Raw genomic sequence first — 24,572 nt, forward strand, 5'->3', positions numbered from 1 at the left:
GTGGCGATATGAACCGAACATTTCATCAGGCGAGATCGCCCCGGTACACCACATGGACCTTGTTGCCGTCGGGGTCGCGCAGGTAAGCGCCGAAATAGCCCTTGCCGTAATGCGCGCGTTCGCCGGGCTCGCCTTCACCGCTGCCGCCCGCCAGCAGGCCGGCGGCGTAAGCGCGTTTGACCTCCAGCTCATCGGCGGCGAGAAACGCCAGCATGCTGCCGTTGCCGGCGCTGGCGGGTTGCCCGTCGAAGGGTTGGTAAGCATAGAAACGCGGCAGCGTTTGGCCCGGCATCACCCAGCAGCGGGCGGCGGGGCCGCCGTCCGGCGTCACTTCCCGCCGCTGTAACCCCAGCGGCAATAGGATGGCGTCGTAGAAGGCGGCGGCGGCGTCCAGATCGCTGACGCCGACGGTAATATGGCTGAACATGGCGCTTCCTTTCCGAAGAGAGAGTATGAACGCATAAAACAGTAGCAGCGATATTGCCGAATGGACAGACCGTAACGGAGGATTCGGATTAGAGACGCGCGCAGGGGCAAAGCGCGCTTCACGGTGTGCGGGGCAGGCCGCCGCTCAATTGCTTTCGACGCGAGGATTGGCGTGAGTCGGTTGGCTGGGATAGTCCACCTGATGCTTGTGCAGATAATCGCGGATCAGCTGGCGCACCACCTGGGAAGGGGTGACGTCCTGTTGCAGGCACAGTTCCTCCAGGGCTTTCTTCTTGTCCGGGTCAATCAGCACCGTTAGCCGCGCCGTTTTCTTTTCCATCAGGATCCTCCAGAGAATGATAACTGAATGATAATACCATGTGGGCGAAGCGGCCAGCCAGACCGCGTCGCCGCCCGTCTTTAGCGGAAATGCAACCGCTCTATTTTGCGTGACAGGTAGCCGAGTTCGCAGTTGAACAGCTCGCCGCTGCCGGCGGCCAGGCTGCGCAGCGCGCTCAGCGGCAGCGTCACCTGGGCCGGCGTGGCGTAAATGATCACGTTGCCGCTGGGGGCGACGCAAAACAGTACGGTGCCGAATATTCGCTGCAGGCTGTGGTACAGCAGGCTGTTTTCGTCAGGCAGATCGTGGTAATTGAGCACCAGCCAGCCCCCGTCGTTCAGCCGCGCGGCGCAGTTTTCCAGGAAGGTCTGGGTGCCTTGCTGCGGATCCATGGCGAACGCCGAATAGAGATCGGAGAAGATCAGATCGTAGCGCGTCTCGACGGGCGGGCGCACGAAGTCCATGGCGTCGGCGGTGCGCAGGCTGATGGTGTCGGTGGCCGGCAGCGTAAAATAGCGGCGCGCGACGGCGATCACCGCAGCGCGCAGCTCGACGACGTCGAGGCGCATGGCCGGATCGAGCGCGTGCAACGCGCGCAGCAGACTGCCGCCGCCCAACCCCAAAATCAACGCCGAGGCCGGCGGTTGCCAGGCTACCGCCATCAGCATCGCTTTGATGTAGTTGTGGATCGGCTGCGTGGGGTTGCTGAGGCTCATCTTGCTCTGTTCGCAGATGCCGTCAAACCGCAGCGTGCGGTAGTCCTTGTGATCGGAAACGATGATTTCGCCCCAGGCGTCGGCTTCGCGAGCGATCACCTGGCCGCGCGGAGAGAAATCGAGGGTTCTGAGTAAGCTGTCAACCAGAGACATGGTATTCGCAGGGCTCCTTTGGCAAGCGGCCTATTTACGGGCGCACATGAAATCGGCGGTGCAAATGCGCCGGCCATCGATGCTGGCGCGGCCGGTAAAGCGGGCGATCGCCCCGCGCCGACGAACAAAAGCGACCTCCATCAGCACCTGGTCCCCGGGGCGGGCGGCGCGATAAAACCGCGCGCGCTGAATGGCGGCGAAATAGTAATGCTCCCCCTCATTCAGCGCCCCGAGATAGTAGTGGGCCAGCAGACCAGTGCTTTGCGCCAGCGCTTCCACCAACAGCACGCCGGGAAATCCGGCGAAGTGCGCGTGGCCGTTCCAGAACGTCGGCTCATTGGCGGTGATGTTCTTGATGGCGCTCAGCCGCCCTTCGGCAATGCAGGTGCCGGCGGGCAGCACGCGATCGACCAGCAGGCAGGGATAACGATGAGGCAAAATCGCCTGAATATCGTTGAATTGCAGGGGGTGACCAGTCAATGGCATGAGAGAGCGTGATCCTGTCTGCGGCGAAACCGGTGCGAGGGCCGGCGTTCAGTCCATGATGAGTGTAATAACATTATAATAAAATTATCATCATATGTGCCAGATGAAAAAAACGACGGCGCAGAAACAGGCGAAGAGAGGAGCGAGAGGGAGGCACCCGATCCTGGCGATCGGGTGTGGCAGCGCGTTTAGTGCTTGGAGCGGGTCACTTTATCCAGGTAGCCCATCACGAAGGCGGACAGCACAAAGGTAAGGTGGATGATCACATACCACATCAGCTTGTTGTCCGGCACGTTCTTGGCGTCCATAAACACCCGCAGCAGGTGAATGGAGGAGATGGCGACGATAGACGCAGCAACTTTGTTTTTCAGCGAGGTGGCATCCATTTTGCCCAGCCAGCTCAGCTTTTCTTTCCCTTCGGTGATATCCAACTGCGAGACGAAGTTTTCATAACCGGAGAACATCACCATCACCAACAGCCCGCCCACCAGCGCCATGTCGACCAGCGACAGCAGGGTCAGGATCAGATCGGCTTCGGCGACAGAAAAGATGTTGGGCAGGACGTGCAGGATTTCCTGAAAAAATTTGATCGACAGGGCGATCAGAGCCAGTGAAAGGCCGAAATAAACCGGCGCGAGCAACCAGCGGGAGGCGTACATCGCGTTTTCTAGCAAACGTTCCATCATAAAATTGTGTCAAATGCGTGGCCAAAAGAGCGCTCAGTATAACGCAGGTGGCCCGGGCGAAATCAACTGGTTGCCAATGGCTTGGAGAAATTTGCGAATGGACGCTCGCTGTAAACGGGTTCATGACAATGAGAACGCATGGGGATAAACTGCCGCGAAATCTTACCTTGCTACTGTTTCGTCAAGGGCTGCTCAAAACTAAGGATGGTTATATGGTCGACAATGCGTTTATCGCGAGAACGCGAGCCGTCAACGGCTGCTTTTCCATGTTTTTGCTGATGTTCCTGATTACGTTTATTCCGCTGCTCCTTGAGAACAGAGCCGTCTTGATGCGACAAGGGCTATTGCTGCCGCTGCTGTATGGAATGGAGTTCATCGCTATCTTTTCGTTATACCTGCTCTTTTTCCGCCGCAGAGAAGGATTGGGCAAAGGCGAGGTTAAACGCAGCGATTTTGCACTGCTGCTGTTCGCGCTGTTGGTGATTCAGTTTATTTTCCCGCGTTTGATGGGCGTGGAGAAAACGGAAACCTGGGTGACGGAGCAGGTGGCATTGCCTGGCGAGATTTTGGCGCTCAATGCCGCTTTGTTGGTTTTCGTGGTCCCCATCTATGAAGAGATCGTATTTCGCGGCTGTCTGTTTAACGCGCTGATGTATTGGTTTAACGATAAGGTGCTTTGGGTCGCGTTAACGGTGTCTGTCATCTTTGCCGTTTTGCATACCCAGTACACCGATTGGCGCACATTGGCAGCCCTGTTGCTCATCTCGCTGGTGTTGACGGCCGCCCGAGTGAGATCCAAAGGGATCTATTTGCCCATCGGGCTGCATATGACCATGAACGGCGTCGTGATGGCGGCCAGCTATGCGTTAAGCTGAAGCCGTGCTTACCGCCCGATTTTCAGTGCCGGGCTTTTTTACCGTCGCTGTGGCCGAGAGAGCGATCGGGGAAGCTGTGATCGCGCAGCCGTTGCTTTAACTGCGCCGCATCGGGGAAACCGCCGTCAATCTTGCGATCCCAAATCACTACGCCATCGACGCTGATTTGATAGACCCCGCCGGTGCCCGGCATCAGGGTGACGGAGGCGAGATCGTCGCCGAAGGTGTTCAGCAGCTCTTGCGCCATCCAGCCGGCGCGCAGCAGCCAGTTGCATTGTGAACAGTAGTGGATCGTAACGGCGGGGGCATTTTTCATCGATGATCGACCGATAGTGGTAACGGCTTGCAATCAGCCTGAGGAACCTGCAAACGATGGTGGCCTCGTCTCGCCAAATAGTCAAGCGTCTGCAGCGGCAGGAACGAGAGGGGGACCGAGCGCGCGTCACGGCCGCTTGCTGCCGGCAAACCATTCAACCCCACGCAGCATGCCCGCCCAATAAAATCGGGGTAAAAACCAGGCTTTCAGCCACCAGGCCAGACGGCTGGGCTGGGTGGCGTCGAGCAGCGGAAACGTGGGCAGCAATTTACCGTCATAGCCAAACTCCGCCAGCACAACTTTACCTTTCTCAACCGTCAATGGACAGGAACCATAACCATCATAATGGGCAGTGAGAGGCGCGCCCTGAATCAGCGCCGCGACGTTTTCAGCCACCACCACCACCTGCTTGCGGGCTGCCGCCAGGGTTTTGGCATTTGGCGTCGAGCAACAGTCGCCTACCGCAAAAATATCCGGCCAATGCTTATGCTGCAGCGTCGATTTATCCACATCGCACCAGCCGGCACCATCAGCGAGGCCGCTTTGCGAAATAAACGCCGGGGCCGATTGGGGCGGCACCACGTGGAGCATATCGAAGGGCAGAGTTAACTCGCGTTTTCCTTCTTCATTTGTCTCTACGGCAAATGTCGCTTGCCGCTTCTCGCCATCAACGCGGATCAAATGATGATTGAAATTGACCTGTGCTCGGTATTTTTCCAAATACTCGGTCAGCGGGGGAACAAATTGCGGAATGCCGAAAACCGCCGCGCCCGCAAGGCAGAAATTGACGTTAATATTATTCAGGATGCCTTGGCGACGCCAGTAATCGCATGACAGATACAAGGCTTTTTGCGGTGCGCCGGCGCACTTGATGGGGAGCGGTGGCTGAGAAAATATCGCCTGGCCGCCTTTCATTTCGCGGACCAGTTGCCAGGTATATTCGGCAAGATCAAAACGATAATTAGAGGTGACGCCGTTTAATCCCAGGGTTTCTTCAAGGCCCTCTATTTTATCCCAGCGTAAAATCAGTCCGCATGCAACAATAAGAAAGTCATAGTTTATTTTCCGCCCCTGGCGGGTCTCGATGTATTTTTGACTGGGCTCAACCCTGACCACGCTATCCTGTATCCATGCGGTGCCTGAGGGCAGAACGGCATGCATGGAGCGCCGTGTTTTCGTGATATCAAAGAGCCCGCCACCCACCAGAGTCCATGCCGGTTGATAATAATGACAATCGTTAGGCTCCACTATCGTTATATCGATGTCTTTAACTCGCTTCCTTATGCTTGCCGCGATACCTATTCCGGATGAGCCGCCGCCAATAATAACGACGCTTTTCTGGGGGTTTATTTTTTCTGGTTTCATGCAGGCCTCCTTTCATAAGAAAGTAGGGGGTTGTCGCCCAGATTAAAAGCGAATTCATAGAACTTGTGGTTATATAAAAAATCACATATTCCATTTAGCTATATGTAATAACAAATCGAAATAAGTTATTTGACATTGCCGGTGAACTGATCGTTAATAAATGGAATGAGCATCATTAAGGGATTAACGCAGTGGATTTTTTCCATTTCAGTTTTTATATCGTGATGCTGTTAGTGGTCACCGGGGGAATTGTGGGATTTCTCCTGGCCCTGACCGGCGGCGGCGGCTCAATCGTCTGCGTGCCATTATTGCTGTATATGGTGAAAGTGCCGGATACGCATTTGATTATAGGGACCAGCGCCATGTCTGTGGCCATTAACGCGCTGATCAACCTCGCCGCGCACGCCTCCAAAGGCAACGTCAGGTGGCAGACCGGGCTTGTCGTTTCGCTGCTCGCCGTCATGGGGGCTCTGGCCGGCTCTCAGATGGGAAAAATCACGGACGGACACTACATAACCCTGCCTTTCTCCCTGTTGATGCTGGTGGTCGCCGGATTGACGCTGAAAAGAAATCCCCTTGCCGGCAACCCCTTGCCGTCCTCCCATTCTGCCGTTCATCCCGCCATCGTATGGCCCAGCGTTCTCGCGCTGGGCGGGCTGGCGGGCTTTCTGGGCATTGGCGGCGGATTTTTGGTTGTGCCGGCGCTGGTCTGGTTTTTTCGCTTCTCGATGGTTGAGGCGGTGGCAACCTCACTGGTGGTCGTGGCGGCCATGGGGCTATCGACCAGCGCCAGCTACGCCATGTCCGGAAAGGTGTCGCTCGCCATTACGTGTTGGCTCATCGTCGGCGGCGTTCTGGGGGGCGTGGTGGGGGTGGCGCTCGCCGAGCGCCTGAAAAAACGCGAGGGCATTATCAACGTGCTCTATGCCCTCATGCTCCTGGCGCTGGCCCTGTATATGTTATTTAAAAGCCTATGAAACGGAAGGAAAAAAACATGCGCATCCGCACTTACCACCCTCAGCTCTCCTTTTCGGGCGCGCCCGAAGCGAGTGATTTCAAGGCGCTGTCTCAACAGGGCTACCGCCTTATCGTCAACAATCGGCCGGATGAGGAGCCGGGGGAGTATCTTGACCATCAGCAAGAGAAAGCGTTGGCTGAACAAGGGGGGATGCGCTACGTCTATCTCCCTTATACGTTCGATACGCTGACCTGGGAGACCGTTTACACCTTCCAGTTTCTGTTGCGGCAAGGCAAGAAAACCCTGGCGCACTGCAGAAGCGGGGCTCGCTCTGCCTGCCTTTCCCTGCTGTATGCGTTGCGCGAAGGTCAGATAGATGAAGCGCAGTTTCGCCGCCAATGCGACGAATACGGCGCGGACGCCGATAAGGCGCTCAGCTGGTACGGCAAGCATCGGTCCGTGCGGGCCACGGCGGAAGTTCACGCGTTTTATGAGCCGGAAAGCGGCAGCCTGCAGTATGTGGTTGCCGATCCCGAGGCGCGCCGCTGTGCGATTATCGACCCGGTGCTGGATTTTGACCGCCGATCGGGCACGGTCTCACATCAACAGGCCAACGATATCCTGAATTTTATCCATCAACGGGGGTGGGGAGTGGCCTGGGTGCTGGATACGCACCCGCACGCCGATCATTTTTCGGCCGCCACCTGGCTGGCGCAGAAAACCGGCGCCTTCACCGGCATCGGTGAAAAAATTACCGCCGTTCAGGGGCTGTGGGAAGAGATCTATAATTTAAAAGACCTGCCTGCGGCCAATACCGTCTGGGATGCGCTGTTCGCGGACGGCGACGTCTTTTTTATCGGCAACCTGCGCGCTGAAGTCCTGCTGTCTCCCGGGCACACGCTGGCGTCCGTCACTTATTACATTGCGGATGCGGCGTTTATCCACGATACGTTCTTCATGCCGGACAGCGGTACCGCAAGGGCCGATTTTCCTGGCGGCAATGCGGAAGCCTTGTGGGAGTCATTGCAGCGGATCTTGAGCCTGCCGGCGGATACCCGCCTGTTTACCGGCCATGATTACCGCCCGGCGGGGCGTGAGGCCCGCTGGGAAAGCACCGTGAGAGAGCAGCGCGAGAACAATCCCTGGGTGGTCAACATGGATAAATCCCGCTTTATTGCGCAAAGAAAGCAGCGGGACGCCACGCTGCCGCACCCGGAACTCATGCTGATGGCGCTGCAGGTCAATATTCGCGGTGGCGTGTTGCCTGACTGCGAAGACGATGGGCAACGCTACCTGAAAATTCCCGTGAATCGATTTAAGCGCTGAATCAAGCCAGAGGTGCGCGATCGTTCGCCGCCGCTGCGATCAATGCGAATGAGATCGCGCCGTCTGTTAATTGTTTTTTATGAAATAATCATGCTGGTTCATATTTAATTATTTGTTTTTACACAAATCATGCGGTGCTTGCCCTCACCGAATACAGTCACTACATTAACAACTGTACTTCCCACTCTGCTAAGGAAAACACCATGAAAGCTGCCGTAGTGACGAAAAACCATACCGTAGACATTCAGGATAAAGTGTTGCGCCCGCTGAAGCACGGCGAAGCGGCGTTGAAAATGGAGTGTTGCGGGGTGTGCCACACCGATTTGCACGTGAAAAACGGCGATTTCGGCGAGGTGCCGGGCATTACGTTGGGGCATGAGGGCATCGGCGTGGTCTCCGCCGTCGGTGAGGGCGTCACCTCGCTAAAAGTGGGTGACCGCGCCAGCGTCGCCTGGTTTTACCAGGGTTGCGGCCATTGCGAATACTGCGTCAGCGGCAACGAAACCCTGTGCCGTTCGGTGAAAAACGCCGGCTACAGCGTTGACGGCGGCATGGCGGAAGAGTGCATCGTGGTGGCGGACTACGCGGTGAAAGTGCCGGACGGGCTCGATTCTTTCGCCGCCAGCAGCATCACCTGCGCCGGCGTCACCACCTACAAGGCGGTGAAAATTTCCGATATCAAGCCGGGGCAGTGGATCGCCATCTATGGCCTGGGCGGGCTGGGCAACCTGGCGCTGCAGTACGCCAAGAACGTGTTTAACGCCAAGGTGATCGCCATCGACGTCAACGACGGCCAGTTGGAGTTCGCCAAACAGATCGGCGCCGATCTGGCCATCAATTCCAAAACGCAAAACGCCGAGGAGATCATTCAGCAGCAAACCGGCGGCGCTCACGCGGCGGTGGTGACGGCTGTGGCGAAAGCGGCCTTCAACTCGGCGGTCAATGCGGTGCGCGCCGGCGGTAAAGTGGTGGCGGTGGGGTTGCCGCCGGAGAGCATGGATCTGAGCATTCCGCGCCTGGTGCTGGACGGCATTCAGGTGGTGGGTTCGCTGGTGGGTACGCGCGAAGATCTGAAAGAGGCGTTCCAGTTCGCCGCCGAAGGCAAAGTGACGCCGAAAGTGACCAAGCGGCCGCTGGGCGATATCAACGCCATCTTCGACGAGATGAAGGCGGGCACCATTCGCGGTCGCATGGTAATCGATCTCGGCATGGCGAAGTAACCGTTGCTAAACTAAAAAGGAAGGCCACCTGCGGGTGGCCTTCTGGTTGTTACGCCCGGCTCAGAACAGGCCCAGCGGTTTGGCGTCGTAGCTGACCAGCAGGTTTTTCACCTGTTGATAGTGCGACAGCGCCGCCTTGTGGGTCTCGCGCCCGATGCCGGAGTTCTTGTAGCCGCCGAACGCGGCGTGCGCCGGATACAGGTGGTAACAGTTGGTCCACACGCGCCCGGCCTTGATCGCGCGGCCCATGCGATAGGCGCGGTTGATGTCACGGGTCCACAGCCCGGCGCCCAGCCCGAACTCGGTGTCGTTGGCCAGCGCCAGCGCTTCGGCTTCGTCTTTAAAGGTGGTGACGCCGATCACCGGCCCGAAGATCTCCTCGCGGAAGAAGCGCATGCTGTTGTTGCCGGTAATCAACGTCGGCTGCAGGTAGAAACCGTTTTGCAATTCATCTCCATGCTGCGTGCGTTTGCCGCCGGCGAGGATGTTGCCGCCCTCATTCTTGGCGATGTCGATGTAGGACAGGATCTTATCGTACTGTTCTTGCGACGCCTGCGCGCCGAGCATGGTGTCGGTGTCGAAGGGATCGCCCTGGCGGATGGTGGCGATGCGCGCCAGCACTTTCTCCATAAACTGCGGATAGATAGATTCTTCAATCAGCGCGCGTGAAGGGCAGGTGCAGACCTCCCCCTGGTTGAAGAAACCGAGCACCAGCCCCTCAACCGCCTTGTCGATGAACTCCGGCTCCGCCTGCATGATGTCGGCGAAATAGATGTTGGGCGATTTACCGCCCAGCTCGACGGTGCTGGGGATGATGTTTTCCGCCGCGCAGGCGAGGATGTGGCGGCCGATCGGCGTGGAGCCGGTGAACGCGATCTTCTCGATGCGTTTGCTGCGAGCCAGCGCTTCGCCGGCCTCGGCGCCGAAGCCTTGCACCACGTTGAGCACGCCCGGCGGCAGCAGATCGCCGATCTCTTCCATCAGCACGCTGATGCCGAGCGGGGTCTGTTCCGCCGGTTTCAGCACCACGCAGTTACCGCCCGCCAGCGCCGGCGCCAGTTTCCAGGCGGCCATCAGCAGCGGGAAGTTCCACGGGATGATCTGGCCGACTACGCCCAGCGGTTCATAGATATGGTAGGCCACGGTGTTCTGGTCGATCTCCGCCGCGGTGCCTTCCTGCGCGCGCAGGCAGCCGGCGAAGTAACGGAAATGGTCGACCGCCAGCGGCAGATCGGCATTCAGGGTTTCGCGGATCGGTTTGCCGTTGTCCCAGGTTTCGGTCAGCGCCAGCATTTCCAGCCGCGATTCGATGCGATCGGCGATCGCCAACAGCACGTTGGAACGCGCTTGCACGCTGGTTTTGCCCCAGGCGTCCGCCGCCGCGTGCGCCGCGTCGAGCGCCAGCTCGATGTCCTTGGCGTCGGAACGCGGGAATTCGGCGATCGGCTGGCCGGTCACCGGCGAGGTGTTGGTGAAGTAGTTGCCGGATACCGGTTCGACGAATTTGCCGCCAATGTAGTTGCCATAGCGTTTGCGGAACGAAACCAGCGAGCCAGGCAAACCGGGGTGGACATATTTCATGTTAAGCACCTCTCTGCAGATGAAAATCAGCGCTATTGGGCTGCGCCTGTGAATGCGGCATGCCGCCGCAGCACAGAGAAGCACGGCGCGTGCCAGATTAACGAAAGACGAGGGTGATGATAAAAAGGGATTATTTATTAGCGTGTTAAAAAATGATATGACTTGGCGAATCGGGCGATTCCGCCGCCGTCGGTGTTTTTTTGTGTCCCGTGTCGCAACGCTTGATGCACATCTGTGATACATATTTGCAACACTCGCAAACGGGGGAGAAACGCATGTTGCCTGACGACCGCTTGCCCACCGAGGGCGCCAGTCCGCTGGCGGAATCCTGGCAGCGCAGCCGGGGTTACGGCCTGACGCGCGCCGATCGCCATATCCCGTTTATCAAAGCCGGACTGCTCGAAGAGCTGCGCAGCCGCAACGACTGGGTACCGCAACGGGTACAGCCGCTGATCGAGCAGCTGGGCGCGCAAATTACGCGCCAGCCCGCCATTGTGGTGATCGCCGACGCCGACGGGCTGGTGCTGGAAACCCGCGGCAATACCGACTTTTTGCACAAGGCGTCGCGCTTTGCGCTGGCGCCGGGCAACCAGTGGGGAGAAGCGGAGCGGGGCACCAACGCCATCGGCACCGCGCTGGCGCTGGGCGCGTTCTGCGAAGTGCGCGGCGGCCAGCATTTCCTCAACCAAAACGCCGGGTTGAACTGCACCGCCGCGCCGATCTATCGGCCGGATGGCCGCATTGCCGGCATACTGGATCTCTCCGCCCCCGCGCAGCGGCCGTACCGCGATGCGCAGCGCCTGATCATGCAGGCGGTGCGGCATATCGAACACCGCTGGGTCAGAAGCGCGATCGCCGATCGTCACTGGACGCTGCGCCTGCACGCCGATGCCGGTCGTCTGGGCAGCGCGCAGGAGCTGCTGCTGGTGTTTCACGACGAAGTGCTGGTCGCCGCCAATCGGCTGGCGATGATGGAGTTTCAGCTCTCGCCGGCCGCATTCGGCTCCGTCGAGTTCGCCCAGCTGTTCCCCGATCTGTTGCGACAGCCCTCCGGCGCGCCGCGTCAGACGCTGGCCGGCAATCAACGGCACTATTATTCTCTGCTCGAGGCGCCGCAGCGCCGCGTCAGCGCCCTGCGTTCCACGCCGCCGGCGGAATGGCATGACGAGCAGCATCAGAAAGCGCTGCGGATCCTCAACGCCGGCCTTTCGCTGTGCGTGACCGGCGAAACCGGCTGCGGTAAAGAGCACTTCAGCCGACGCCTGTTTCAAGAGAGCCGCTGGCGCAACGGCAACTTCGTGGCGATCAACTGCGCGGCGCTGCCCGAGCCGCTGATCGAATCCGAGCTGTTCGGCTATGCGCCGGGGGCGTTTACCGGCGCCAACCCGAAAGGCTATATCGGCAAGATCCGCGAGGCGGACGGCGGCGTGCTGTTCCTCGATGAAATCGGCGACATGCCGGCGGGCCTGCAAACGCGGCTGCTGCGGGTGTTACAGGAAAAAACGGTCACGCCGCTCGGCAGCCGCAGCGCTTATCCGGTCGATTTTGCGCTGGTCTGCGCCACGCACCACGATCTGCATCGGCAGGTTGAGGCGGGGGCGTTTCGCGAGGATTTGCTGTACCGCATACAGGAATACAGCCTGCGCATTCCGCCGCTCCGAGAGCGGGTGCAGCTGGAGGCCTTTATTATGCAGCTGTGGCGAGAGCTGGGCGGTGAGCGGCGCGACATTCGCCTGCTGCCGGAAGCGTTGGCGATGCTGGCGCGCTACCCGTGGCCCGGCAACGTGCGGCAGCTGTTGAGTACGCTCAAGGTGCTGCTGGCGCTGGCGGACGATCATGCGGTGCTCACTCTGGACGATCTGCCGCAGTCCATCGCGGTGCTGGCGCCGCACCAAGAGAACGCCGATACCGGCCTGGAGGCGTTGCAGGCGGCAATCGACAGGGCGGGCGGTAACCTCAGCCTGGCGGCCAAGGCGCTCGGCGTTTCGCGCAGCACGCTGTACCGCAAGCTGGGAAGGCAGAAAGCGGCGGCGGAATGACACTTCTCGATTGAGCGGCGATAAGGCTCCGCTGCGCGGAGCCTGTTGCTCTCTCAATCCCCCAGCCCCGGCGGGTTAATCTCCGAATGGGCGATCTTCTCGTCGCTCTCCGCCCAGCGATCCAGCACCTGCAGATAGCTGCCGTTGGCGATGGCGCTGTTGAGCGATGCCTGCACCGAATCCACCAGGCCATTGCCTTTCTTCAGCGTGACGGCGATGTTGGCGGTCTTCGGCCAGCCGCCGGGCACGATGCCTACCAGCCGGGTTTTGCCGGTCAGCCGCGCCTGATAAGCGCCGGAGACGTTGGGGCCGAAGGTGGCGTCGGCGCGGCCGGACTGAATGGCCAGCGTGGAGGCGGCCTTGTCGGTGACGTACACTGGCTGCAGCGGCGCCAGCCCCTTGGCGCGGTTCTCCTTGTCCCAGGCCAGCAGCACCGCTTCCTGATTGGTACCGGAATCGACGATGATCTTCTTGCCGGCGATATCCGGCGCGGTGTTGATCTGGGTGATTTTACTGTCGGATTTGACGTAGAAACCCAGCGTATCCTGGCGATAGGTGGCGAAATCGAATTTGGTCTTGCGTTCGTTGGTCACGGTGATGTTGTAAACTGCGGCGTCATATTTGCCGGAGGCCACCCCCAGCGGCCAGTCTTCCCACGAGGTGGGCACCAGCTTGAGTTTCAATCCCAAGCCGTCGGCCACCAGGCGCGCGATGTCCGCCTCGCTGCCGATCACCGTTTTATTGTCGCGGGCGTACAGGCCGAACGGCGGGCCGCTGCCCAGCAGGGAAATGGCCACCGTCAGCGTGCCGGGCTCCACGAACTTGAAATCGGCGGGGATTTTGGCCACGGCTTCGGCGCTCTTCACCGTGTGGATCGGCGTTTCGTTGGCGACGAGATCCACCCCTGGCGCGGCCGCGGCGGAAAAGCTCAGCAGCGCCGCCATCACAATCATCTTTTTGCTATATATCATTATGTTAATTACCTTCATTATTATGGGTGTCACAAGGTCGTTGCACTATCTCTAAAGGCGGCAGATCTGTGAACGAACAAAATCAACTATCCAATCTTGGAAATGTCATGAAGCGCCGCCGGTGGCGCTGAATCTCTCGAGGATGAACCATGCTGTCGCGTTTCGCTACGTTGGGCCGCATACCGCGCGGCGTGTGGGTGTTGGGTGGGGTGAGCCTGCTGATGGACGTCTCCTCGGAAATGATCCACAGCCTGCTGCCGCTGTTTATGGCGGCGACGCTCGGCGCCAGCGTCATCGTCATCGGGCTGATCGAAGGGCTGGCGGAGGCGACGGCATTGATCGTCAAGGTGTTCTCCGGCGTGCTGAGCGATTACCTCGGCAAGCGCAAAGGTTTGGCGCTGCTGGGCTACGGGTTGGGCGCCATCAGCAAACCGTTTTTCGCCATCGCGTCGTCGTCCGGCATGGTGATGAGCGCGCGCCTGCTGGATCGCGTGGGCAAAGGCATCCGCGGGGCGCCGCGCGATGCCCTGGTGGCCGACGTGACGCCGCCGGAGATTCGCGGTGCGGCCTTCGGGCTGCGCCAGTCGCTGGATACCGTCGGTGCCTTTTTAGGGCCGCTGCTGGCCGTCGGCCTGATGCTGCTGTGGCACAACGATTTTCGCGCCATCTTTTGGGTGGCGGCGATCCCGGCGGCGCTGGCGATTGCGCTGCTGTTTTTCGGCCTGAAAGAGCCGGCCGCCGCGATAACCCACAAGCGCACCAACCCGATCACCCGCGCCAATCTGCGGCTGCTGGGGCGCGGCTATTGGTGGGTGGTGGGCATCGGCGCCGTCTTCACGCTGGCGCGCTTCAGCGAAGCGTTCCTGGTGCTGAAGGCGCAGCAGGGCGGCACGCCGCTGGCGTTGATCCCGCTGGTGATGGTCGCCATGAATCTGGTCTACGCCTGCTCGGCCTATCCGTTCGGTAAACTGTCCGATCGCATGAGCCATGAAGGATTGCTGAAAGCCGGGCTGCTGGTGCTGATCGCCGCCGATGTGGTGTTGGCGCTGAGCGATCATTGGGGTGGGGTGCTGTTTGGCGTGGCGCTGTGGGGCGTGCACATGGGCATGACGCAGGGACTGTTGGCGGCGATGGTGGCGCATACCGCGCCGGCGCACCTGCGCGGCACCGCGTTCGGCATGTTCAATCTGATCAGCGGCGTGGCGCTGCTGCTGGCGAGTCTCGGAGCCGGAATCCTGTGGGAGCTGTTCGGTTCCGCCTCCACCTTCTACGCCGGGGCGTTCATCTGCGTGGTGACGCTGGTCGGCATGCAGCTGGCGCCGTTCGGCGAACGGCGGGGCGCTTAACGGCCGTCGACAAGTTGCGGCATCGCCTGCAGCAGCTCGGGCACCCGCTGGGATTCCACAGCCCGGCTGAACAAATAACCCTGGCCGATATGGAAACCGGCTTCGCAGAGCGTTTGCCGCTGCTGCTCGGTTTCCACGCCCTCGGCGATGATATCGATCGACAGTTTTTGGCCGAGGATGCCGATGCTTTCCACGATCGCCAGGATCGCCGGTTCGGTATTCATCCGTTGAACGAAGTCGCAGTCCAGCTTAATGCAGTCCAGCGGGTAATCCATGATATGGCTGAAGGAGGAGTGGCCGGTGCCGAAATCGTCCAGCGCGATGCGGATGCCCATCTCCTTGAGCATTTGCAGCGCGCGCAGCACGTACTTCGAGCCGTGCTTGTTGAACGCGTGTTCGGTCACTTCCAGTTCGATCAGAGGGTGGGGAATGTGGAACTTCAGCAGGCGCTGCAGGAAGGTTTCGGCGTAGTTGTCGCGTAAAAACTCGATCGGCGACACGTTCAGCGAGATGGGCCGCACCGCCACGCCGGCCGCGCGCCAGCGGGCGATATCGGCGAAGACCTTCAGCTGCATGGCCTCGCTGATCTTGGTCGCCAGCTCGTAGTCGTTGAACGCCTCGCTTACCGTTGCCGGCAGCTGCACGCCGTTGATCGGGCAGTGCCAGCGCAGCAGCGCTTCAAAGCCGACGATGCTGCCGTCGGTCAGGCAGACCTTCGGCTGGTAGCTGGGACGGATGCAGTTGTCGCGCACGATCTGGCGCGCGTAGTTGAGCTGGCTGGCGCGGGCGCGCGCCTTGTCCATCATTTTGCGGTCGAACATATAGACGCCGCCGCGGCCGCCGTCTTTCAGCTCATACAGCGCGGTATCGGCGCATTTCATCAGCTCTGAAGCGTCGCGCGCGTCTTTGGGATAGATGGCGCCGCCGAGGCTCATGCCGCAATGCAGCGTCTTGCCGCCGTGGGTGATCGGCGTCTCCAGCTGCAGCAGAAACTTGTTGGCGATGCGGAAAATATCCTGCTCGTTTTCGACGTCGCTGATCACCACTGCGAACTCGTCGCCGCCGAGGCGGGAGACAAACGAGTGCGCATTCATGCAGGCGCTGAGTCTTTTACCCAAGATCCGCAGCAGATGATCGCCCGCCGCGTGGCCCAGCGTGTCGTTCACCAGCTTGAAGTGGTCAAGATCCAACAGCATCAGCCCGAGGGACTTGTTGCCGTGCAGAGCGCGCTTCATCTCTTGCTTCAGCTTTTTCTTGAAGAGGCGCCGGTTGGGCAGGCCGGTCAATTCGTCATATTCGCTGGCGAGCAACAGACGTTGTTCCATCACGCGCTGTGAAGTCACGTCGCGCGAGACGCACAAGATCTCGGCCACGGCGCCGTGTTCGTCGCTGACCGGCGTGAGAATGTTGTCCCAGTGCTGTTTTTTACCCTGCGGCGTCACGCTCAATCCGGTGAAGCGCGCATTCTTTCCGGCTCTGACGCTGCGCAGCGCCTTACTGCCGCGGCGCCGGATCTCGGGCGACAGCAGCCCCAGCCAGGGCATGCCAAACTCTTTTTGCGCCGGATCAAGGCCAAGGGCCAGGCTGCCGGAGCGGTTCATGTGGCGCAGCGTGCCGTCGTGATTGATCACTTTGATGCAGTCGACGCTGGCGTCCAGCATGTCTTGCTGGATAGAGAGCGCCTGAACGTTTTGCTGGCGCTGCAGCATTTGCGGATGGATGTCGGTCGCCGTGAGGTACCAGCTGAGCTCCAGCGCCATGCCGTCCTGCCGGGCGTTGAACGCCAGCATAAACCAACGGTAGGCGCCGCTGCGATCGCACAGGCGGGCTTCGCCGGCGAACGAGGAAAGGGCCACGATCGCCTGGCGCCATTGCGCGGCCAGCCGCTCGCGATCGTCGGGGTGCAGGGCATCGAGCCAGTCGGCGGCGCCGTGTTCACCGGCGATGGCGCCGGTATAGTCGCGCCACTGTTTATTGAAGTAACCGCCAAGGCGGTTGCCGAAGCAAATCAGGCCGGGCAAGTCGTCTACGATTTCGCCATAGAGATCAATCGGATTTTTGTTATTGCTCTGCTTGGGCAACAGGGTCATGCGATATTTCCTCGGAAAATTACCCATATTCTCGCTCTAGGGCAGAGCTTCTTTCAATATAGTCTTGCCAATTAAAATGGGAATAGCCAGCGGGCGCGGCTAAAAATCGGCCCGCCAGCATGGAATACATCCCGCGTGAACGCATTAGGAATACTCCTGTTATTTATAAGCATCCCTTATATTGCAGCGAAAAATAAGTAATCGGACCACGCCGCGTTATTGCCGTGAAAATTAATCATTCCTGATGTTTCTCTGTGGCCAAATGTTCAGTCGCCATGATGTACTTCCGAACGGTATTCTGCCTGCTCTATGCGGTAACACTGACAAAAACCCCAGTCCAGACGGTGATAAACGCCATTTTATGCACTCTGCAACGCCCGTCATCGCCCGTTCACTGGGGCTTAGCGAAAAAATCATGATGCAAATCAAGAAATGTTTTGTTTCATCTGTTGACACTTTGCTTACGTGTGAGATAGCCTCGCGAATGATAATCATTAGCAAAACTGGATGGTGGCGCAAATGCATTCACGTAATTTTCTTCGGGTAACGGTTCGGATAACCGGCAACGGTCACAACACGAGACCACGTCTGCTGTGGTCTCTGGCAACGAGACAAGGTATCGAACGGCCGTTGTCATCCGCCCCTTTGAGCGGCATCTCAACTTAGCCTCAACGCGCAAACTCTGGAATCAAACCCTTGCCGGATCAATGCGCCTATTATTTCCGTGCATTTTGCACGGACATATCGCGATCTCACGCAGTTGCATCAGTTCTCAATCATGGGTAAGGAGGCATCGGGTAGTTAAAAGTCAATTGTAAAGGGATAGGCAAAAAGAGTGGGGCGTATCGGGTGATCGCTATTCTCAGGATCTTGATTATCCCCAAGGGACATTTCGGATGTCATAGCAATACTAGCTACTTTGTGGAGAAAGTTATGGGTAATACCATGAATGGAAACGAAACGGGTTGGGACAGCGTTAACGATCTTATTCACTACCATGAGCGCGGAAATGGTCTGACGATAAATAACAAACCGTCTTATGACATAAATCAGGCGGGGTTGCAGATCGCGCGCGGCGATAAAACCTGGAATGGCGTGCACGTCACGGGAAAAGAGGCGACGGTGACCTATTCCTTCCCGGATTGGGATTATAACGAACTGAACCTGGGCCACCGCTCCCCGGAACGTGATACGGGGCTGAGCGCGTTCACGCAACAGCAACAAGAACAGGCGAAGCTGTCTTTGCAATCCTGGGCCGATGTTGCCAACATCAAATTTGTCGAAGTTGCCGCAGGCCAACCCTCCAATATTACCTTTGGCAATTATGAGGGGACAGGACAAGCGTATGCTTTGAAACCGTTCTCATATAATGGCAATGATTACAGGGGGTTCAATTCTGATGGGCAAAGTTGGTACAACATTAAGAATCACTCCGAAAATTTGCATCCTGAGCTAGGTAATTACGGCCGCTTAACCATTACCCATGAAGTTGGCCATACTCTCGGGTTAGATCACCCGGGCACTTATAATGCGGGGCAAGGCAGCCCAAATTATACCAAGGCAGTTTACGCCGAAGATACCCGGCAGTTTAGCGTAATGAGTTACTGGAATGAATCCATTACCAACGCGGATCATGGCCATTACTATGCCGCTGCGCCGCTGGTTGATGATATCGCGGCCATCCAGCATCTTTACGGCGCCAATATGACCACCCGAACCGGCGACACCGTTTACGGGTTTAATTCAAATACAGGCCGAGACTTCTATACGCTCAACGACAGCCACGACAAACTGGTGATGTCTGTTTGGGATGCAGGCGGTAATGATACCCTTGATTTCTCGGGGTATAGCCAAAATCAACGTATCAACTTGAACGAAGGCGCTTTCTCCGACGTCGGGGGATTAAAAGGGAATGTTTCCATCGCCGCTGGCGTCACCATCGAAAACGCGATAGGGGGCTCAGGTAATGACGTCATTGTTGGGAATCACGCAGACAATACGCTCAAAGGCGGCGCCGGCAACGATGTCATTTACGGTGGAGCGGGCCAGGATCAATTATGGGGAGGGCAAGGCAACGACATTTTTGTCTTCTCTGATGTGAATGACTCGCCTGTTCGGGCTCCTGATACCATTTGGGACTTTGAGTCAGGCAAGGACAAGATCGATCTGTCCTTCTTCAACCAGGGCGCTAAAGGCAGTGATTTCATTCAGTTTGTCGATCATTTCAGCGGGCAGGCCGGTGAGGCGCTGGTATCCTATGATACCCAGAGCAATCTGAGTGAATTGGCCTTCAATATCCATGGCGGTGCAAATCCAGACTTCCTGGTGCACATCGTCGGGCAGGCCGACGTCGCTGTTGACTTTATCGTGTAAAACGGCAACGGTGGGCGATGATGCCCACCGTTTCGCATGGGCCAGCTATGTGCAAATTTATTCTTGTCGGAATAATTTTCTTGTTTTCAGGAGCCTCTATGGCAAGCAGTCTGGTGTTACCTTCCGCCGAAACGCTATCCGGGCAGTGGACGGTCAGTGATAAATCAAAGTCTTGTGTTGTGCAGCTCAACGCGGAGAGTGTGGAATCGGCCGGCGGCTATAGCCTGAAATTTTTATCTGATTGCACGCCCGACGTCTTGCCGCAAGAGCCTGTGGCGTGGCGTCCTGCTCCCGATGGCATTGCGCTGTTGGACAAGGATGGGCTGACCGTACTTTTCTTCTCTCAGGAAGACGATCATTATCGCAGCCAGATCTGGGCTGAAACTGGGAAGATCCTGAAGAGAAATAACTAGCGGAAAACGCCGGCCTGACCCGGCGCTTCTGAACGCGGTTATCACGCCCCACATCACCCAGCCTCCGCGTAACGGCGGGGGCTTTTTAATGGGCGGGCGGCAAGCCGTCGACGATGGTAATCATGGCTTCCGCCACGTGGCGCCGCTGTTGTTTCGCCAACTGATAGGCCGGCGAATGGTAGCAAGCCAACGCGGTGGCGTAGTCGTCGAATTCGATCAGCACATGTTTCACAAACGATGGGCCTTCCAGCGTTTGCGCCTGTTCGCCGCGGGCGAGAAAACGGGCGTTGAACTGGCGAAACGCCTGGGGCGCCAAATCCATGTAATGCTGATATTGCTGCGGATCTTTCACGGTAACATGGGCAATCCAGTAAGCGGGCATCTCAGGATTCCTGTTGCAGAATGCGCTTGGCCAGCGCGGCGGCCTCGGTCAGGTGCTCGATGACTTCTTGCCTGGCCTGCGTCGGATTGTTTTGTTCGATGGCGTGATAAATGCGCGTCATGCGCTCGAAGCCGGCCAGCTGGCGCTCCGGGGTTTTCAGGGTCAGGGCGCGCAGGCGGCTGATGCGGCTGTTCAGGCGTTGAACGATTTCCCAGGCGATGGCGTGATGGGCCACTTGGAAAATGGTTTCATAAAAGGCCTGCGAGGCTTCAACGCGCTGAATATCGTCCTGCCCGGCCGACGCCTGATTAATCGCAATTAATTTTTCATGCAGTTTCTTTTTATCTTCCGGCCCGGCTTTCAAGGCGCAGTCGTGAGCGGCATCCTGTTCAAGCAGCAGGCGAATAGTATAAATCTGCTCGGCAATTTCCCAGGTCAGAATAGCGACAATCGGCCCTTTCTTGCCGAGCGTTTCAATGAGCCCCTCCGCTTCGAGATAACGGATCACCTCGCGCACCACGCTGCGGCTGACGCCCAGCTCCTCGCACAGGCTGCGTTCCACCAAACGATCGCCGGCCTGAAAATACCCTGAGATAATCGCCTGCCTAATTTTCGCCAATGCCAATTCGCGCAAGGTGACCGGTGCATTCTCAATCTTCAATGACGCCTGAACCATAATTGTCTCTATTTTTTGTGGATCATCATTAATCCGGATAACGACGCGTATTTCCGTTTGCACGGTACTATTAACATCTTTCCAACCTGCAAAGCAACGGCGGCCGATTTCGCGCCGCATCGCCAAAACGGTGAATGTTGCCGCAGCTCACAAAATCGAAAGATAGCCTAAAAAAAACGCTTTTCGGTGCCGATAGCCGCTGGCTCAACGGCTGCGGCACGGGCACAGGGTGCTGAGCGGACGAGGTCGTGGCCGGTGTTTCACTCCCTGCCAAAGCCCACGCAAATTTACTAATGCATTGATTAACCGCTGTTATTTTCAAATTTGCTCTACCGCCCCAAGTGAAAATAAGAATACCGTATTATGGTATACCAAATTTTGACATACCAATCTGCCCGATGCTATACCCTCGACTCGCGACATCTGATTAACATTTGATTTACTTTTCGAGGTCCCTTATGCATCAAGACATCCGCAAGACCCTGGTTTCCACAGAAACCCTCTACGCCGACGGCGGCAAATCGGCGGGCAAACCGCTGGTGATGATCGCGGCGGCGGCGGTGATCAAAAACCCCTGGGCCGGGCAAGGCTTTGTCGAGGATCTGGCGCCAAAGATTCGAGAAATGGCGCCGGTGCTGGGCGAGTTGCTGACCGGTTTGATCCTCAAAGAAGCCGGCTCCGGCGAGCGGGTGGAAGCCTTCGGCAAAAGCGCGGTGGTGGGGCTGGGCGGCGAGTTGGAACATGCCTCGGCGCTGATCCACACGCTGCATTTCGGCAACCACTACCGTTCGGCGGTCAACGGCAAGAGCTATCTGGCGTTCAACAATACCCGCGGGCCGGCCAACGCGCCGATCCTGATCCCGATGATGGGGAAAAACGACGAAGGCAGCCGTGAGCACTACCTGACATTTCAGTTCAACATCAACGACGCGCCCTGCGACGATGAAATCGTCATCGCACTGGGCGCGGCGCTGGGGGGGCGGCCGCACCACCGCATCGGCAATCGTTATCTGGATCTGAAAGAGCTGGGCCATGATCAGAACAATCCGGCAGCTGTCTGAACCCGCTCTGCGGGTGGGGTATTTGGAGGCCGGGCGTGGCGAGCCGCTGGTATTGATCCACGGCGTAGGCATGAACGCGGAGGCCTGGTATCCCCAGCTCGATGCGCTCAGCGCGCACTTTCGGGTCATCGCCGTCGATATGCCGGGCCACGGAGAAAGCGAAGGCTTCGCCCACGCCGCGACGCTGGAGGATTACGTGCGTTGGATGGCGGCCTTCTTAAACACCCTGGGCGCGCCGAGCGCGGCGGTGGCGGGGCACTCGATGGGGGCGTTGATCACCGCCGGTCTGGCGATCGATTATCCGGAGCGGGTCAATCGTGCGGTGGTGATGAGCGGCGTGTTTCAGCGCTCAGCAAAGGCCAGCGCCGCGGTCGCGCAACGCGCCAGCGCGTTGGCCAGCGGCCAGACGCAGCTCGACTCGCCGCTGAGCCGGTGGTTTGGCGCCGATCCCGCCGAACAGGGTCTGCGCCGGCAGGTGGGCGGCTGGTTGCAACAGGTGGACGTAGCGGGTTATGCCCGCGCCTATCAGGCGTTTGCTACCGGCGATCGGGTGTATGCCCCGCGTTGGCACCTTATCCGCTGCCCGGTGTTGGTGCTGACCGGCGAGCACGACGCCAATTCCAGCCCGGAGATGGCGCGGCAAATGGCGCAGGCCGCACCGAACGGGCGCGCGGTAATCATTGAGAACGCCAAACACATGGTCAGTCTGACCGATGCGCAACGCGTCAACGCGCTGATGCTTGATTTTCTGACCTCAGAGCAACCTTTGACTTTAGGAGCAGCAAATGGACGCGGATAAACGCAGGCAGTTGCGCGACGCTTTCGGCGCCTTTATGACCGGCGTCACCATTGTGACCTCGGTAGACAAGCAGGGGCGGCCGATTGGCTTCACCGCCAATTCGTTTTCGTCGGTGTCGCTGGATCCGGCGCTGCTGTTGGTGAGCATCGATAAACGTTCGGCGAATCTGGCGCATTTTACCCAGTGCAGCCATTTCGCCATCAATATTCTGGCGGAACAGCAAAAAGAGGCTTCAACCATTTTTGCGCAAAAGAACGAAGACCGCTTTGCGCTGATCGATTGGCGCTGGAGCGCGTCACGGGTGCCGCTGATCGATAACAGTTCGGCGTGGTTCGACTGCTCGCTGCATCAGGTGGTGGACGCTGGCGACCATGCCATTCTGATCGGCCAGGTCGAAGGGTTCGAGTCCAACGCCACCGCCGGTCTGGGGTATTACCGCGGCGCTTATTTCACGCCTTATCAAAACGCGCAGTCGCTGATTGGCGGGCCGCAGGTGGTGGTAAGCGCGTTGATCGAGTTTGAAGGGCACGCCGTGATGGTGCGGCAAAATGACGGCGGCTATCAACTGCCGTCCAGCGCGGTGGAGAAACGCAGCGTCAGCGAAACGTTGGGAGATTTACTGCAGCAGCTGGGCATTAATGCCCATCCGGGCTTCGTCTATTCCGTCTATGACGACCGCCAAAAGCACCAGCAACACATCGTTTTCCTGTGCGCGCTGCCGACCGACGCCGGCAGCCTGACGCCGCAGCTGAGCGCGGCGGAATGGTTCGACATGCCGACGCTGGCGCGGCTGCCGATCAAGGATCCGGCGCTGCGATCGATGCTGGGCCGGTTCGTCAAAGAAAACGCCGTGGGCAATTACGGTATCTATTATGGCGATGAGCACAGCGGTGCCATCAAGCAATTCGCCGGTTAAGGCTGAACGGGAGAGTGTGATGAAACTGTCTTTATTCGTGCATATGGAACGAACGTTACCCGACGAACCGCAGGAAAAGCTCTACCAGGAGATGATCGAACTGTGTGAAATCGCCGATCGCGGCGGCATGCACGCCATCTGGACCGGCGAGCACCACGGCATGAATTTCACCATTGCGCCGAATCCGTTCATCAATCTGGCGGACATTGCCCGGCGCACCTCGCGGGTGCGGCTCGGCACCGGCACCATCATTGCGCCGTTCAATCACCCGATCCGTCTGGCGGGCGAGGCGGCGATGACCGACATCATCACCGGCGGCAGGCTGGAGCTGGGCATCGCGCGCGGCGCCTATTCCTATGAATACGAACGGCTGATGCCCGGTTTGACCGCCTGGGATGCCGGGCAGCGCATGCGCGAGCTGATCCCGGCGGTGAAAAAACTGTGGCAGGGCGACTATGCCCATCAGGGGGAATACTGGTCGTTCCCGGCGACCACCTCGTCGCCGCTGCCGAAACAGCAGCCGCATCCGCCGATTTGGGTGGCGGCGCGCGATCCCAACAGCCACGAATTTGCGGTGCAAAACGGCTGCAACGTTCAGGTTACGCCACTGCATCAAGGGGAAGAGGAGATCGTGCGGCTGGTGACCTGTTTCAACGAGGCGCGTGCACGCTTCGCCGCCGAGCAGCCGCTGAAGATCATGCTATTGCAGCATGGCTACGTAGCGGAAGATGAGGCGGACGCCCGCCTGGCGGCGGAAGAGCTCAACCGTTTCTACCACTACTTCGGCGCCTGGTTCAAGAACCAGCGGCCGGTGCGGCAAGGGCTGATTCAGCCGCTGAGCGACGAAGAGATCGCCGCCAATACCTATTACTCCGCCGAGATGATGCGCACCAACCTGGCTATCGGCACCGCCAATGAGGTCATTACGCGGCTGAAAAAATATGAGGCGCTGGGGTATGACGAGTTTGCGTTGTGGATCGACAGCGGCATGAGCTTTGCGCGTAAAAAGGCCTCTCTGGAGCGGTTCATTCGCTGCGTGATGCCGGAATTTCACTGAC

At 58.6% G+C, this 24,572-nt stretch carries 24 protein-coding genes; 12 read left to right on the plus strand and 12 right to left on the minus strand.

Annotated elements, in window-relative coordinates:
- Positions 1-25: 25 nt before the first annotated feature.
- The 5 genes from ACJ8PI_RS07665 to ACJ8PI_RS07685 form a co-directional block, all read right to left on the minus strand.
- Positions 26-427, minus strand: coding sequence for a VOC family protein (locus tag ACJ8PI_RS07665; RefSeq protein WP_033634513.1), 402 nt, complete (start codon positions 425-427; stop codon positions 26-28).
- Between the two features lie 144 nt (positions 428-571).
- Complete coding sequence (locus ACJ8PI_RS07670) at positions 572-766, minus strand: ribbon-helix-helix protein, CopG family (protein ID WP_004928567.1); 195 nt, start codon at positions 764-766, stop codon at positions 572-574.
- Between the two features lie 80 nt (positions 767-846).
- The gene (locus ACJ8PI_RS07675) at positions 847-1,635 is read right to left on the minus strand and encodes a spermidine synthase (RefSeq protein WP_049212341.1); all 789 of its coding nucleotides are present in this window, start codon (positions 1,633-1,635) and stop codon (positions 847-849) included.
- A 30-nt stretch (positions 1,636-1,665) separates the two neighbouring features.
- Positions 1,666-2,121 (minus strand): 3-hydroxyacyl-ACP dehydratase FabZ, encoded by a 456-nt coding sequence (fabZ, locus tag ACJ8PI_RS07680; protein ID WP_033648284.1) that lies wholly within the window; start codon positions 2,119-2,121, stop codon positions 1,666-1,668.
- Between the two features lie 188 nt (positions 2,122-2,309).
- Positions 2,310-2,804, minus strand: a complete 495-nt coding sequence (locus ACJ8PI_RS07685) for a TIGR00645 family protein (RefSeq protein ID WP_033655048.1) — start codon at positions 2,802-2,804, stop codon at positions 2,310-2,312.
- A gap of 215 nt (positions 2,805-3,019) precedes the next feature.
- Between ACJ8PI_RS07685 and ACJ8PI_RS07690 the strand changes: the two genes are divergently transcribed.
- Positions 3,020-3,682, plus strand: a complete 663-nt coding sequence (locus ACJ8PI_RS07690) for a CPBP family intramembrane glutamic endopeptidase (protein ID WP_164134238.1) — start codon at positions 3,020-3,022, stop codon at positions 3,680-3,682.
- Positions 3,683-3,704: 22 nt separating this feature from the next.
- Here ACJ8PI_RS07690 and ACJ8PI_RS07695 read toward each other — a convergent pair whose 3' ends face one another.
- Positions 3,705-3,998, minus strand: a complete 294-nt coding sequence (locus tag ACJ8PI_RS07695; RefSeq protein ID WP_164134237.1) for a SelT/SelW/SelH family protein — start codon at positions 3,996-3,998, stop codon at positions 3,705-3,707.
- Between the two features lie 126 nt (positions 3,999-4,124).
- Positions 4,125-5,363 (minus strand): NAD(P)/FAD-dependent oxidoreductase, encoded by a 1,239-nt coding sequence (locus ACJ8PI_RS07700; RefSeq protein WP_060421014.1) that lies wholly within the window; start codon positions 5,361-5,363, stop codon positions 4,125-4,127.
- A 191-nt stretch (positions 5,364-5,554) separates the two neighbouring features.
- Between ACJ8PI_RS07700 and ACJ8PI_RS07705 the strand changes: the two genes are divergently transcribed.
- The 3 genes from ACJ8PI_RS07705 to adhP all read left to right on the plus strand — a co-directional run bounded on the left by ACJ8PI_RS07705 (position 5,555) and on the right by adhP (position 8,867).
- Entirely contained in the window at positions 5,555-6,340 is a 786-nt protein-coding gene (locus ACJ8PI_RS07705) for a sulfite exporter TauE/SafE family protein (RefSeq protein ID WP_077791463.1), read from the plus strand.
- Positions 6,341-6,357: 17 nt separating this feature from the next.
- Complete coding sequence (gene blh, locus ACJ8PI_RS07710; RefSeq protein ID WP_074025913.1) at positions 6,358-7,647, plus strand: bifunctional sulfur transferase/dioxygenase Blh; 1,290 nt, start codon at positions 6,358-6,360, stop codon at positions 7,645-7,647.
- A 203-nt stretch (positions 7,648-7,850) separates the two neighbouring features.
- Complete coding sequence (gene adhP, locus ACJ8PI_RS07715) at positions 7,851-8,867, plus strand: alcohol dehydrogenase AdhP (protein ID WP_033634519.1); 1,017 nt, start codon at positions 7,851-7,853, stop codon at positions 8,865-8,867.
- 60 nt (positions 8,868-8,927) lie between these two features.
- Here the strand turns inward: adhP and exaC are convergent, their stop codons facing one another.
- Positions 8,928-10,448: an acetaldehyde dehydrogenase ExaC gene (exaC, locus tag ACJ8PI_RS07720; RefSeq protein WP_033648288.1), complete on the minus strand. Its 1,521-nt coding sequence runs from the start codon at positions 10,446-10,448 to the stop codon at positions 8,928-8,930.
- 275 nt (positions 10,449-10,723) lie between these two features.
- Between exaC and ACJ8PI_RS07725 the strand changes: the two genes are divergently transcribed.
- On the plus strand, positions 10,724-12,487 hold the full coding sequence (locus tag ACJ8PI_RS07725) for a sigma-54-dependent Fis family transcriptional regulator (RefSeq protein WP_049212336.1): 1,764 nt from the start codon (positions 10,724-10,726) through the stop codon (positions 12,485-12,487).
- A 53-nt stretch (positions 12,488-12,540) separates the two neighbouring features.
- Here the strand turns inward: ACJ8PI_RS07725 and ACJ8PI_RS07730 are convergent, their stop codons facing one another.
- A complete protein-coding gene (locus ACJ8PI_RS07730; RefSeq protein ID WP_164134236.1) occupies positions 12,541-13,458 on the minus strand; it encodes an ABC transporter substrate-binding protein in 918 nt (305 codons plus the stop codon).
- Between the two features lie 149 nt (positions 13,459-13,607).
- Between ACJ8PI_RS07730 and ACJ8PI_RS07735 the strand changes: the two genes are divergently transcribed.
- Positions 13,608-14,804 (plus strand): MFS transporter, encoded by a 1,197-nt coding sequence (locus tag ACJ8PI_RS07735; RefSeq protein ID WP_060438665.1) that lies wholly within the window; start codon positions 13,608-13,610, stop codon positions 14,802-14,804.
- On the opposite strand, the gene ACJ8PI_RS07740 is transcribed toward ACJ8PI_RS07735, so the two are convergent.
- On the minus strand, positions 14,801-16,894 hold the full coding sequence (locus ACJ8PI_RS07740; RefSeq protein WP_060452654.1) for a putative bifunctional diguanylate cyclase/phosphodiesterase: 2,094 nt from the start codon (positions 16,892-16,894) through the stop codon (positions 14,801-14,803). The two genes, ACJ8PI_RS07735 and ACJ8PI_RS07740, sit on opposite strands and share 4 nt — an antisense overlap.
- Before the next feature lie 933 nt (positions 16,895-17,827).
- Between ACJ8PI_RS07740 and ACJ8PI_RS07745 the strand changes: the two genes are divergently transcribed.
- Positions 17,828-19,267, plus strand: coding sequence for a serralysin family metalloprotease (locus tag ACJ8PI_RS07745; RefSeq protein ID WP_033648293.1), 1,440 nt, complete (start codon positions 17,828-17,830; stop codon positions 19,265-19,267).
- A gap of 98 nt (positions 19,268-19,365) precedes the next feature.
- Positions 19,366-19,680: an AprI/Inh family metalloprotease inhibitor gene (locus ACJ8PI_RS07750; protein ID WP_033648294.1), complete on the plus strand. Its 315-nt coding sequence runs from the start codon at positions 19,366-19,368 to the stop codon at positions 19,678-19,680.
- Positions 19,681-19,765: 85 nt separating this feature from the next.
- Here the strand turns inward: ACJ8PI_RS07750 and ACJ8PI_RS07755 are convergent, their stop codons facing one another.
- Positions 19,766-20,062 (minus strand): DUF1330 domain-containing protein, encoded by a 297-nt coding sequence (locus ACJ8PI_RS07755; protein WP_049212328.1) that lies wholly within the window; start codon positions 20,060-20,062, stop codon positions 19,766-19,768.
- Between the two features lies 1 nt (position 20,063).
- Complete coding sequence (locus ACJ8PI_RS07760) at positions 20,064-20,858, minus strand: GntR family transcriptional regulator (protein WP_233788965.1); 795 nt, start codon at positions 20,856-20,858, stop codon at positions 20,064-20,066.
- 338 nt (positions 20,859-21,196) lie between these two features.
- On the opposite strand from ACJ8PI_RS07760, the gene ACJ8PI_RS07765 reads away from it, so the two are divergent.
- The 4 genes from ACJ8PI_RS07765 to ACJ8PI_RS07780 are packed head-to-tail and all read left to right on the plus strand — an operon-like array spanning position 21,197 to position 24,571.
- Positions 21,197-21,799: an amino acid synthesis family protein gene (locus ACJ8PI_RS07765; protein WP_049235069.1), complete on the plus strand. Its 603-nt coding sequence runs from the start codon at positions 21,197-21,199 to the stop codon at positions 21,797-21,799.
- On the plus strand, positions 21,771-22,598 hold the full coding sequence (locus ACJ8PI_RS07770; RefSeq protein WP_048321561.1) for an alpha/beta fold hydrolase: 828 nt from the start codon (positions 21,771-21,773) through the stop codon (positions 22,596-22,598). Before ACJ8PI_RS07765 ends, ACJ8PI_RS07770 begins: the two co-directional genes overlap by 29 nt.
- Positions 22,585-23,514 carry a flavin reductase family protein gene (locus tag ACJ8PI_RS07775; protein ID WP_049212324.1) on the plus strand — a complete coding sequence of 310 codons (930 nt, stop codon included), beginning with the start codon at positions 22,585-22,587 and terminating at the stop codon, positions 23,512-23,514. Before ACJ8PI_RS07770 ends, ACJ8PI_RS07775 begins: the two co-directional genes overlap by 14 nt.
- A gap of 19 nt (positions 23,515-23,533) precedes the next feature.
- On the plus strand, positions 23,534-24,571 hold the full coding sequence (locus ACJ8PI_RS07780) for an LLM class flavin-dependent oxidoreductase (protein WP_033648300.1): 1,038 nt from the start codon (positions 23,534-23,536) through the stop codon (positions 24,569-24,571).
- The last annotated feature ends 1 nt before the right edge of the window (position 24,572 follow it).

It is taken from the genome of Serratia sp. CY82433 (assembly GCF_052166535.1).
GTDB classification, from domain to species: Bacteria; Pseudomonadota; Gammaproteobacteria; order Enterobacterales; family Enterobacteriaceae; genus Serratia; species Serratia sarumanii.

Bases quoted from the DNA above. Each gene is read 5' to 3' on its own strand.
- ACJ8PI_RS07755 (WP_049212328.1), bottom strand. From the start codon at position 20,062: ATGCCCGCTTACTGGATTGCCCATGTTACCGTGAAAGATCCGCAGCAA.
- ACJ8PI_RS07670 (WP_004928567.1), bottom strand. From the start codon at position 766: ATGGAAAAGAAAACGGCGCGGCTAACGGTGCTGATTGACCCGGACAAG.
- ACJ8PI_RS07665 (WP_033634513.1), bottom strand. From the start codon at position 427: ATGTTCAGCCATATTACCGTCGGCGTCAGCGATCTGGACGCCGCCGCC.
- ACJ8PI_RS07730 (WP_164134236.1), bottom strand. From the start codon at position 13,458: ATGATATATAGCAAAAAGATGATTGTGATGGCGGCGCTGCTGAGCTTT.
- ACJ8PI_RS07760 (WP_233788965.1), bottom strand. From the start codon at position 20,858: ATGCGGCGCGAAATCGGCCGCCGTTGCTTTGCAGGTTGGAAAGATGTT.
- adhP (WP_033634519.1), top strand. From the start codon at position 7,851: ATGAAAGCTGCCGTAGTGACGAAAAACCATACCGTAGACATTCAGGAT.
- ACJ8PI_RS07675 (WP_049212341.1), bottom strand. From the start codon at position 1,635: ATGTCTCTGGTTGACAGCTTACTCAGAACCCTCGATTTCTCTCCGCGC.
- ACJ8PI_RS07735 (WP_060438665.1), top strand. From the start codon at position 13,608: ATGCTGTCGCGTTTCGCTACGTTGGGCCGCATACCGCGCGGCGTGTGG.
- ACJ8PI_RS07695 (WP_164134237.1), bottom strand. From the start codon at position 3,998: ATGAAAAATGCCCCCGCCGTTACGATCCACTACTGTTCACAATGCAAC.
- ACJ8PI_RS07700 (WP_060421014.1), bottom strand. From the start codon at position 5,363: ATGAAACCAGAAAAAATAAACCCCCAGAAAAGCGTCGTTATTATTGGC.
- ACJ8PI_RS07750 (WP_033648294.1), top strand. From the start codon at position 19,366: ATGGCAAGCAGTCTGGTGTTACCTTCCGCCGAAACGCTATCCGGGCAG.
- ACJ8PI_RS07745 (WP_033648293.1), top strand. From the start codon at position 17,828: ATGGGTAATACCATGAATGGAAACGAAACGGGTTGGGACAGCGTTAAC.
- ACJ8PI_RS07690 (WP_164134238.1), top strand. From the start codon at position 3,020: ATGGTCGACAATGCGTTTATCGCGAGAACGCGAGCCGTCAACGGCTGC.
- ACJ8PI_RS07725 (WP_049212336.1), top strand. From the start codon at position 10,724: ATGTTGCCTGACGACCGCTTGCCCACCGAGGGCGCCAGTCCGCTGGCG.
- ACJ8PI_RS07740 (WP_060452654.1), bottom strand. From the start codon at position 16,894: ATGACCCTGTTGCCCAAGCAGAGCAATAACAAAAATCCGATTGATCTC.
- ACJ8PI_RS07765 (WP_049235069.1), top strand. From the start codon at position 21,197: ATGCATCAAGACATCCGCAAGACCCTGGTTTCCACAGAAACCCTCTAC.
- ACJ8PI_RS07685 (WP_033655048.1), bottom strand. From the start codon at position 2,804: ATGGAACGTTTGCTAGAAAACGCGATGTACGCCTCCCGCTGGTTGCTC.
- blh (WP_074025913.1), top strand. From the start codon at position 6,358: ATGCGCATCCGCACTTACCACCCTCAGCTCTCCTTTTCGGGCGCGCCC.
- ACJ8PI_RS07780 (WP_033648300.1), top strand. From the start codon at position 23,534: ATGAAACTGTCTTTATTCGTGCATATGGAACGAACGTTACCCGACGAA.
- fabZ (WP_033648284.1), bottom strand. From the start codon at position 2,121: ATGCCATTGACTGGTCACCCCCTGCAATTCAACGATATTCAGGCGATT.
- exaC (WP_033648288.1), bottom strand. From the start codon at position 10,448: ATGAAATATGTCCACCCCGGTTTGCCTGGCTCGCTGGTTTCGTTCCGC.
- ACJ8PI_RS07770 (WP_048321561.1), top strand. From the start codon at position 21,771: ATGATCAGAACAATCCGGCAGCTGTCTGAACCCGCTCTGCGGGTGGGG.
- ACJ8PI_RS07775 (WP_049212324.1), top strand. From the start codon at position 22,585: ATGGACGCGGATAAACGCAGGCAGTTGCGCGACGCTTTCGGCGCCTTT.